This window comes from Synergistaceae bacterium, from assembly GCA_012728235.1.
Taxonomy (GTDB): Bacteria; Synergistota; Synergistia; order Synergistales; family Synergistaceae; genus JAAYFL01.
The window spans coordinates 22,174-32,600 of sequence record JAAYFL010000003.1 but is presented as its reverse complement, the minus strand read 5'-3'; the positions used below and the strand labels follow the sequence as shown (position 1 = coordinate 32,600).

The window sequence follows — 10,427 nt, the reverse complement described above, 5'->3', positions numbered from 1 at the left end:
ATGAAAGAGAGGGGCAAGAGAACTATTTTACATAGTTTAATTCTCGACCCTGAGGAATTAGAGCGTCATAACAAGCACCTTGAGGCAAAATGGAAACTTATTAAAGAAAACGAAACGGATTGTGAAACATATAAAACGGAAGATGCAGATGTTGTAATATCTGCATTTGGAACGGTAGCCCGTATAGCAAGGAGTGTAGTAGACAAGCTTCGTACAGAAGGTTTTAAGGTAGGACTTATCCGTCCTCTGTTGGTTAGCCCCTTCCCAGAAAAAGAATTCGAAGGTTTGATTCCCACATGCAAGCATGTGCTTGACGTTGAGATGAACTGGGGGCAGATGAAGAAGGACGTCGAATCTGCTGTAAAATACAGGATTCCCGTAAGTTTCTTTGGTCATACCGGAGGAATCTGTCCCACTGTCAGCGAAATAGAACGAGAAGTTCGAAAAATATTTACGGAATTGCGATAGAGAGGGAAAAATAATGTCGGAAAAAATAGTATATGAAAGACCCAAAAGTTGGGTTAAAGATGTTCACACACACTACTGTCCCGGGTGTACACACGGAATAGTTCACAGAATTATATGTGAAACGATTGATGAACTTGGCATACAAGAAATAACAACAGGGATTGCCCCTGTTGGCTGTGCGGCCATGATGTATAACTATATTGATATAGATTATATTGAAGCACCTCACGGACGTGCTCCTGCAGTGGCTACAGGGTTTAAGCGTGTTCGTCCAGACCGATTAATCTTTACATATCAGGGAGACGGTGATCTTGCATCGATAGGAGCTGCTGAAATAGTACATGCCGCCAACCGCTCAGAAAATATTACCGTTATCTTTATAAACAATGCAATATACGGTATGACTGGTGGTCAGATGGCACCAACAACCTTAATAGGTCAAAAAACAACCACCACTAAAGATGGTCGCGATCCACAAAAAGCAGGATATCCTATGAGAATGTGTGAAATGTTAAAAACATTGGAAGGACCAGCTTATATAGAAAGAGTATCTGCAGCAAAGCCTGCTCATTTACCTTCGCTTAAGAGGGCAATTAAAAAGGCCTTTCAAAACCAAATAGACAACAAGGGTTTTTCATTGGTAGAGGTTTTATCAACATGTCCTACAAACTGGGGCATGTCACCTCTTAAGTCGTGTGATTGGGTCGTAGAATCGATGATACCTTATTATCCTCTAGGCCTATTTAAAGATTTCGAGTAGAGAGGTATTAAAGATGGGAAATTTTTTAAAGACACTTTTTTGTGCAGGCTTTGGAGGACAAGGCGTTATGGTGCTTGGTCAGTTGGTCGCATATGGAGGAATAGAAGAGGGGCGCTATGTTTCATGGCTTCCTTCATATGGACCTGAAATGCGCGGTGGGACAGCCAATTGTTCTGTTACCATCAGTGATACAGAGATAGGTTCTCCCTTCATATCGGCTTCTGATGTTGTCATAGCTCTCAATCAACCCTCTCTCGAGAAATATGAACAGACCGTCAAACAGGGTGGAATTTTAATATATAATGAAGATATTGCGACATATAATCCTACTCGCAATGACATTAAGGTCGTCCCCATTCATGCAACTCAAATAGCGGAGAGAGTAAATAATCCCCGTTCCGTAAATGTAGTGATGCTAGGAGCTCTCATTGCGGTTTCAGATTATATTACTGATGAGACAGCCAGAGCGACTATAGCTGCTAAACTGGGGGCAATTAAACCACAATTTCTAGAAAGCAATCTCAAAGCCTATGAGCTTGGACGAGAAGCAGTACTAGGTTAAATTCTTTTTTATAAAAAACGAGTAAGACATAAAAAGGTGGGCAGCTATTTCTAAATAGCAGCCCACCTTTTTATATCTCCATAAAATCCCCATATTTTAATCATAAAATCATCATATCTCTCTGTTATTGTTCTTTACAAGGGAACAGAACAACGAACAAAAGATTAAAATATGGAGGTATTAAATATGAAAAAATACATGTTGGCTTTAGCTCTTGTTTTTGTTTATGCAAGCGGTGCCACGGCTTATCAGAATTATGGAGGACCTGGTTTATCTTGTGGTCCTCGCGCTCATTTCAGGCACGAAAGACACGATTCAGCGGACATTTCCCCTGAAGTTAGAGCAAAACACGAAGAAGTAAGAAAATTCCATATTGAATTAAGAGATGAATTGACTAAAACTTCGCCGGATAAGTCAAAGGCCAGAGAGTTACATCAGAAAATTCAAAAATTGCAGCAAGAAATATCAGAAGAGCGTTTTGAAAAAAACTTAAAAAATCCAGCGTTCTATGGTAGACGCGATGAAAGATTCAATCTGACAAAAAAGGAAAAGGCTATTTTTGAAAAAATGAGAAAAGCAAGGGAAGATATGTCAAAAGAATATGATAAAGAAAAACCGAATGAGGCTAAACTTCGTACTTTACATAAGAAGCTAATCACCTTGAGAGCAGAATTTAGTGATATGAAATTTGAAGACAGACTAGAAAATCCCGGAAAATATGAACACAGAGAAGGTCCTAGAAGACATAGGAGATACTAGATTAAAAATAAGAACAACACTTCCCTAAAAAGCGGAGCAAAATTTTTTGCTCCGCTTGGAAATTAAAGAGTAGTGCAAACATAAAATCGGATGGATGAAAGAGGAAAACATTAGTAGTTTAAGTATAATAACCCTATCATAATGCATTATGATGTCTTAAAATTTTAATATACGAGGAGGGAAGTTGAATGAGGATTCTTATAATAGAAGACGAACCGGCAATAGCTGAAGTTGAAAAAGCTTACCTTACACGAGATGGATATGAAGTAGAAATAGCTACAGACGGACTAGAAGCTTTAGAGCTTTTTTACGCTAACCCGGCTTTTGATTTAGTTCTTCTTGATCTCATGCTTCCCGGAAAAAATGGAGTAGATGTTTGCAAAGAAATTCGTAAGAGCTCAAATGTTCCGATTATAATGCTTACGGCAAAAAGTGGAGAAAATGACGTGGTTTTGGGTCTTGATGCCGGTGCGAATGATTATATTGTAAAACCATTCAGCCCTAAAATACTTATGGCTCGCATAAGGGCCAACCTGAGAAGACCAGATGCAATAGAGTCGCAGTCGACACGAACAATAAATGTTGGTAGCACTTTAACTATAGACATGGATAATTTTACGGTAAAAAAAGAGGGAGAGACCATCCCGCTAACTCGAAATGAGTTTTTAATTTTCTCAAAAATAGCGGAACGTCCTAAGAAAACTTGGAGCCGGGACGAATTGATAAATTGTGCGCTCGGATATGAATATGTGGGGTTTGAGCGCTCAATAGACAGCTACATAAAAAATATCAGGAAAAAACTAAGCGACCCGAACCAAGAAGATGGATATATTCAGACTGTTCATGGTTTCGGTTATAAAATAACGGAGAACCAAAGATGATAAATAAAAAAATATCACTTCGCACTCAAATGCTACTTACATATGTGGGAATAGTTATTATATGCATGCTGGTGATTCCTGTCTCTATATCAAGACTCCTGGATTGGCAATTTAAACATTTTGTAGAAAATAAATTGTCAGAAGATAGACAAGAAGCGACTCTCTTTTTAGAAGCGATTTATAACCGCTGTGGTTTTTGGAATGACGAGGTTATCTCAAAAATTCACGGAGGTTTTTTACATTGGCCGATTATAGAAGCAACTGTATATGACAAAAATGGTGCTCATATAAGAACATTTTCAAAACAAAGTAGGCACCATGGCGGACGCATGAGAGCACCGTTAAACAGAAACAGATCGAATCTAAATGCAAGTAAACTTCTGACTTTTAGCAATAAGCTTACAAGCCAAGGACGCGAAATAGGGAGCGTTTCTTTTACAGTCATATCATTTAAAAACGGACCTGAAGAGGCGTTTCTCAAAAGATTTAATAAGATTTTATATATCTCTGTGGCTTTTATGATAATAATTTCGATTTTTATTGTTTTTTTAATGGCAGAGAAAATAAGTCGTCCTATATTGAGCATAGCAAAGCGAGCTTTAAATATCAGTAAGGGCAGCTATAACTTAGATTCTAAAATTAAAACAAATATAACGGAGATTCAGGTGCTGATTGAAAGCATTAGAAAGCTCGGCTTAGACTTGCAAGAACAAGAACTATTGCGTATAAGGCTAATGTCAGATATAGCTCACGAACTTCGTAGTCCAGTCGCAATAATAAAATCTCATTTAGAAGCTTTTGCGGATGGAGTTTGGGAAGCAACTGAAGAACGTTTAGATCTAACAGTAGAGGAAATAGATAGGCTATCCGCGCTCATTTCTGAAGTAGAAACTCTTTCTGCTTTAGAAGAAAGAGATGATAACCTTGAATTGTCTCTAACAAATTTGTCTGATGAATTAGAAAAATCCTTGCTTCTCTACGATCCCTTATTTCAAAATAAATCAGTAACCTTGCTGCGTGAGATTGAGCCGAACATAGTGGCAGTTGTAGATATCCAAAAAATAAACCAAGCTGTTGGGAATCTTCTATCGAATGCTCTTCGCTATACGGATGAGGAGAATACCGTTACTCTGTCCCTGAAAAATATAGGGAATGTGATTGAGTTGTCGGTTAAAGACAGTGGAATAGGGATTTCTGCACAAGACCTTCCCAATATTTTTGAACGCTTTTACAGGACTGACAAGTCCCGTTCCAGAGCGAGTGGAGGGATGGGTATTGGTTTGGCAATTGCGAAAGCCATCATCGAAGGTCACGGAGGAACGTTAAGTGTGGAAAGTACAGAGGGCGTAGGCTCTAAATTTACAATCAAAATACCTTTGAAAATAAATAAGGAGTTGTTTTAATTGAAAGCCTATTCATTTATAAAAAGAATTTTTGTGGCATCAGTGTTTCTTTTTGTTTCTGCAAGCTGTCTTTTTGCCTCGGAGGTTTTAACGCTAGAAGAGTGCGTTAATATCGCATTAAAAAATCATCCGGACCTTGAGGTTGCAAGCAGAAAAATTGAATCCAAAGAGGCGGCAATTATACAAAAAAAATCAACAGGAGTTCCTCAGCTTTCTGGATCGGTCGGTTACACACGAAAAGGAAGCTCAACTACAGTAGGAGATACTGGTTCCTACGGAACATCTGTTACCCTTGACCAATCAATATATGATTGGGACAGACGGAAGTTGAATGTAGAAAACGCAATTTTGGAAACAGAGGCGACAAAATATGATTACTTGGCCGCAAAGAACAAAGTGATATCTAACGTAAGAGCTGCATACTACTCTTTAAATAGTGCAATAAGGCGCAATAAAGTGGCAGAAATACGATACGAAAATTATCGTAAACGTCTTAATTGGGCTAAATCATTTTATGAAGCTGGGAAGAAACCAAAAATTGAGGTTACGAAAGCAGAGACAGATCTTGCCAATTCAAAGCTTGCACTTGTTCGTACAGAATCTGCTATAGAGCAGAGCAGAGTTCAGCTTGCTACGGAAATGGGAGATGCAAAATTAAAAATACAAAACGTAAAAGATGTTTTAGATATAAGTGATAGCAATGTTGCAGTAGAAGAAGCAGTCAACACGGCATTTATCAACAGACCGGACTTATCGGCAAAGAAAAAGAGAGTAGAATATGCAGAAACATCACTAGCCATAGAGAAGAAGGGACTATTGCCAAGTATCAATGCATCTGCAGGATATAGCTGGGCCGGCTCTTCCCCATTTGAAACAGATGGGTGGACTGCTAAGGTTTCTGTTAACTTGCCCATGTTGGACGGTGGTTTGACAAAGGGAAAGGTTTTAGCGGCAACAGCAGATTTACATTCGATAAATGCAGAAAAAAGAGGGCTTGAAAACTCAATAGTTCTTGAGGTAAAAAAAGCTTGGCAGTCTTTAGAAGAGGCCAAAGAAGCTCTTTCAGCTTCGAGGGAGGCTGAAAAACAAGCCCAGGAAACATACAAGTTGGCTGAGGGAAGGTATGAAGCTGGAGTAGGCAATAGTCTTGAAATGTCCGACGCCGTAGAGAGTTTTGCTTCAGCTCAAACTAATACCATATTGTCTCTTTATGATTATAAGGTTTCTCAATTAACGCTTGAAAAGGCGATGGGGGAGTTAAAAAATGAATAATAAAAGGAAGAATGTAAATAGGAACATAATACTGACGTTAATATTATTCTCTATAATCGCACTTGGCGGTTATTATTTTTTTAGCGGGAAAAAATCGGAAATACAGTATAAAACAGTTAAGGTCACAAAAACTGATTTACGCTCCGTCATAGAGGCCACTGGAACATTAGATGCAGTTGAAACAGTAGATGTGGGTACACAAATTTCGGGAACAGTAAAAAATGTTTTTATTGATTATAACAGCGTAGTAAGAAAAGGTGATTTGATAGCGGAGATAGATTCACAGACACAAGAAGCAGATGTATTACAGGCACAAGCCAACCTGATGTCCGCTAAAGCTGATTTGATGAATTACCAAGCCGTTCTGGAAAATGCTCAAAAAAATTACAAAAGGACTGAAATGCTCGCTCAAAAAGACCTTGTTGCAACGATTGATGTAGACGCAGATAAAAAAGCACTCCTCACAGCGGAAGCACAGGTAGCCGCAGTTAGAGCCAGAATACAGCAATATGAGGCTTCATTAGCCAAGAGCAAAATAATCTTGGGATACACAAAAATCTATTCACCTGTTGATGGTGTGGTAATTGCAAAAAATGTAGATTCAGGACAGACCGTGGCTGCCAGCTACCAGACTCCCAGCATAGCAGCAATAGCAAGAGACCTAAACCAGATGCAAGTTGAAGTAAATGTAGATGAAGCTGATATTGGAGGAGTCAAAGAAGGGCAAAAAGCTCAGTTTACGGTAGACACACATCCCACAGAAGTATTTGAGGGGAAAGTAACGCAAATTCGTCTTTCACCTACGACATCCAGTAATGTCGTGACATATACAGTAATTGTAAAAGTACAAAATAGAAACGGGATGCTAATGCCGGGCATGACTGCAAACGTATCTCTCATAGTACAAGAGGCCCAAGGAGTGTTAGTTGTTCCAAACAGCGCGTTTAGATTTAAACCTGTAGATCCTTCTGCCAAAGTAGACATGCCAATGGGACCGGGACGTGGTGCTGGTGGCGGCGGTCGAAGATTAAATGTGGCAAGTGACACAGTCCCCACCGTATATCTGTTAGAGAAAAAAGCTCCAGTTCGTACAGAGGTTAAAAAAGGGATAACAGACGGACAGAGGACAGAAGTGCTATCAGGACTCTCCGAAGGAGATACTGTTATTACGGGAATAGTAGTATCAGCAGAGGGCAAATAAATGCCTCTGGTTGAGTTAAAGAACATAAGAAAAAGTTTCAAGTTGGGCAATCAAGAGGTCGAAATTTTGCATGGTGTCAATTTATCAGTAAAAGAGGGAGAATTTGTCGCAATGATGGGTCCCTCAGGGTCAGGCAAATCTACTACTATGAATATACTCGGTTGTTTGGATAAACCGACAGAAGGCACGTATCTGCTCAACGGTGAAGATATTAGTATGCTGGAGAGCGATCAATTGGCGACTATAAGAAATAAAATGATAGGCTTTGTATTTCAAGGCTTTAATTTGTTGCAAAAGACAAGTGCTTTGGAAAATGTAGAGCTCCCATTGCTGTATGCGGGCATAGAAAGAAAAGAACGTCATGATAGAGCCAAAGAATCCCTTATAGAGATGGGACTTTCGGATAGAATTTATCATGAGCCGACCCAGTTATCGGGAGGACAGCAACAGAGAGTGGCCATTGCACGTGGAATAGTAAATAAAGCACCGATTCTTTTAGCGGATGAACCCACGGGGAACTTGGATTCGAAGACAAGTGATGAAATCATGTCTCTCTTTTGTAGATTAAACACAGAAGAAGGGATAACAATAATCCTTGTAACACATGAACAAGACGTAGCAAAATATGCAAAGAGAATCCTCCATTTTAAGGATGGAATAATTACAGCAGATAAAATAAACAAGGACAGGAGGCCAATACAATGATCTCTTCAATTGAGATAGTAAGGACTGCTGTCTTAGCGCTTAAACGGAATAAAACAAGATCTATGCTGACGGCTCTAGGTATTATCATAGGTGTCGCAGCGGTTATTGCTGCTTTTGCAGTTGGAGCAGGAGCCAATAAGAGTATTGATGAACAAATATCATCATTCGGTAGCAATTTTATAATGGTATATCCCGATCGTTCTGCCCAACAAACAGGCAATACAATGAGATATCTAACATATGACGATGCAAAAGCCATAGAGCGTGAAGTCTCAGGGATAGAAGCCGTTGCTCCTATGATAAATACATCTGCTACTCTGGTATATGGGAATACGAACTGGACTACTGGAGTTATCGCAAGCACTGAAAAATATTCTAATGTACAAGACCGAGAGATTGCATTAGGCAGAGATATTAATGAGAGCGATGTAAGACAGTCCGCTAAAATAGCTGTTATAGGAGAGACAATAGTAGAAAAAATGTTTTTTGGAGAGAGCCCTTTAGGCAACTCCATAAGAGTAAATAATGTCCCATTCACTATCGTCGGGGTATTCGCTTCTAAAGGACAGTCACAGACAGGAAGTGACCAAGACGACATTGTTTTAGTACCACTTACAGCGGCACAAAAAAGACTGGTGCGTTGGACCACCCCGGGACGTATAGGAAATATTTACATTAAGGGCGTCTCAATGAACGCCTTACAATATATTCAGAGCGAAACAGAAGCTTTATTGCGCGAACGTCACAGAATCAGACCGGGTAGTGCCGATGATTTCTCCGTCAGAAACATAAGCCAGATGCTGGAAGCCAGACGCAAAACCACAACAATAATGTCTATGTTGCTTGGTTCGATAGCGGTAATATCGCTTGTTGTAGGGGGAATAGGCATTATGAATATAATGCTTGTTTCTGTCACTGAAAGAACTCGAGAAATCGGAGTGCGTATGGCAGTTGGAGCTAAAGCGATAGACATAAGGGCTCAGTTTTTGACGGAAGCAGTCATACTCTCAATGATTGGTGGAATTTTAGGGATCATATTGGGTATTTTTGCCGGATATGCTCTCTCCTCATTTACTGAGGCTCCCCCCATATTCACAGTGTCATCAATTTTATTAGCTTTTCTCTTTTCAGGAATGGTTGGGATAGGCTTTGGATATTATCCTGCTTGGAAAGCCTCACTTTTGAATCCTATCGATGCACTCAAATATGAATAATGTGCTTTCAGAAATATAAGTAAAATACACGTGTATTTTTTCTGTTGAGTGCCTAAGATATTAAAGTGATATTAGCTTATTAGTAATATAAATTAAGAATGGAGAAATAAAAAATGTATGACAACAAGTTGTTAGATGATATAGGCAAACAAATACTTAAAACTTTACAAGAAGAAGGCAGAATTTCATTTAACGAACTGGGACGAAGAGTTGGACTATCATCTCCGGCCGTAGCGGAAAGAGTTCGAAGAATGGAAGAGGCTGGTGTGATTTTAGGTTACAAGGCTGTGGTAAACCATTCACGTATAGGATATCCGATAATGGCTTTTATAAATTTGGTTGTTCCTGTTGCTCAACTGTCACAAGCTGATGAACTGGCAACTTCCATTCCAGAAGTATTGGAATGTCATCATATCACCGGCAGAGATGTAATAATTCTTAAAGTAGCTGTAACCTCGGTTGGACACTTGGAAGATGTTATAAACCAGATGGGTGTTTTAGGAATGACTACGACAGCAGTTGTATTGTCGTCACCCATTGCAGGGCGGCCTCTTAATGTGCCAAAGCAACCTGGTGCATAGAAAGCAGGAGTTTATTCTTGATAGATAATTCAAATCCAGCCATAGACAATATTCTCGCAAGACGAAGCATTCGTAGATTTAATGAAAAGCTGTCTATTAAGCAGGCGGAAATAGAATGTCTTTTGGAGTGTGCTAGTGCTGCTCCGAGCGCACACAATCTAAAGCCCTTTCACTTCATAGTACTCACAAAGAAGGAAAAGTTAAATTACATTGCAAAAATACACCCACATGCCAAGATGCTTGCAACGGCACCTCTCGCTATTGTTGTTTGTGGAGAGTTGGAACGTGATGGAGAAAAGCTTGACTACTGGGAGCATGATTGTGCGGCAGCGATGGAAAATTTATTGCTTGCTGCGACTGCATTGAGATTAGGTTCTGTTTGGATTGGAGTAAGACATTCTAACAATAATTTAGAAGATAAAATAAAAACAGTTCTTGAGATTCCAAACAGCATAGGTGTGTTGGCAATTGCAGCGATAGGGCATCCGTTAGAGACAAAAGACCCCCATAAAGGAATTATCCCCACATCACTACATGTAAATAAATGGTGAAACCTTAGTTTATTCGTGGTAAAATAACATAGGCTGTGAACTAAACGGCGGTCATCCGCCGTTTATTATT

The 10,427-nt window shown here is 39.5% G+C and carries 12 protein-coding genes; all 12 read left to right on the top strand.

All coding sequences use genetic code 11. The features are described from left to right. A partial coding sequence (locus tag GXZ13_00275; protein NLX74283.1) for a 3-methyl-2-oxobutanoate dehydrogenase subunit beta occupies window positions 1–468 on the top strand: 468 nt, incomplete at its 5' end. Window positions 469–481: 13 nt separating this feature from the next. Beyond that, entirely contained in the window at window positions 482–1,228 is a 747-nt protein-coding gene (locus GXZ13_00270) for a 2-oxoglutarate oxidoreductase (protein ID NLX74282.1), read from the top strand. 13 nt (window positions 1,229–1,241) lie between these two features. Then, window positions 1,242–1,790: a 2-oxoacid:ferredoxin oxidoreductase subunit gamma gene (locus GXZ13_00265; protein NLX74281.1), complete on the top strand. Its 549-nt coding sequence runs from the start codon at window positions 1,242–1,244 to the stop codon at window positions 1,788–1,790. A gap of 186 nt (window positions 1,791–1,976) precedes the next feature. Next, window positions 1,977–2,549, top strand: coding sequence for a hypothetical protein (locus GXZ13_00260; protein ID NLX74280.1), 573 nt, complete (start codon window positions 1,977–1,979; stop codon window positions 2,547–2,549). A 188-nt stretch (window positions 2,550–2,737) separates the two neighbouring features. Continuing rightward, complete coding sequence (locus tag GXZ13_00255) at window positions 2,738–3,430, top strand: response regulator transcription factor (protein ID NLX74279.1); 693 nt, start codon at window positions 2,738–2,740, stop codon at window positions 3,428–3,430. Continuing rightward, window positions 3,427–4,833, top strand: coding sequence for a cell wall metabolism sensor histidine kinase WalK (locus GXZ13_00250; GenBank protein ID NLX74278.1), 1,407 nt, complete (start codon window positions 3,427–3,429; stop codon window positions 4,831–4,833). Before GXZ13_00255 ends, GXZ13_00250 begins: the two co-directional genes overlap by 4 nt. Next, window positions 4,834–6,105 (top strand): TolC family protein, encoded by a 1,272-nt coding sequence (locus GXZ13_00245; GenBank protein NLX74277.1) that lies wholly within the window; start codon window positions 4,834–4,836, stop codon window positions 6,103–6,105. Then, the gene (locus tag GXZ13_00240; GenBank protein NLX74276.1) at window positions 6,098–7,306 is read left to right on the top strand and encodes an efflux RND transporter periplasmic adaptor subunit; all 1,209 of its coding nucleotides are present in this window, start codon (window positions 6,098–6,100) and stop codon (window positions 7,304–7,306) included. Before GXZ13_00245 ends, GXZ13_00240 begins: the two co-directional genes overlap by 8 nt. Further along, a complete protein-coding gene (locus tag GXZ13_00235; GenBank protein ID NLX74275.1) occupies window positions 7,307–8,011 on the top strand; it encodes an ABC transporter ATP-binding protein in 705 nt (234 codons plus the stop codon). It begins immediately after the preceding gene. Continuing rightward, window positions 8,008–9,225 (top strand): FtsX-like permease family protein, encoded by a 1,218-nt coding sequence (locus tag GXZ13_00230; protein ID NLX74274.1) that lies wholly within the window; start codon window positions 8,008–8,010, stop codon window positions 9,223–9,225. The genes GXZ13_00235 and GXZ13_00230 overlap by 4 nt, the downstream gene beginning before the upstream one ends. Window positions 9,226–9,338: 113 nt before the next feature. Then, window positions 9,339–9,806 (top strand): Lrp/AsnC family transcriptional regulator, encoded by a 468-nt coding sequence (locus GXZ13_00225; GenBank protein NLX74273.1) that lies wholly within the window; start codon window positions 9,339–9,341, stop codon window positions 9,804–9,806. A gap of 20 nt (window positions 9,807–9,826) precedes the next feature. Next, window positions 9,827–10,357 carry a nitroreductase family protein gene (locus GXZ13_00220; GenBank protein NLX74272.1) on the top strand — a complete coding sequence of 177 codons (531 nt, stop codon included), beginning with the start codon at window positions 9,827–9,829 and terminating at the stop codon, window positions 10,355–10,357. Window positions 10,358–10,427: the final 70 nt, after the last annotated feature.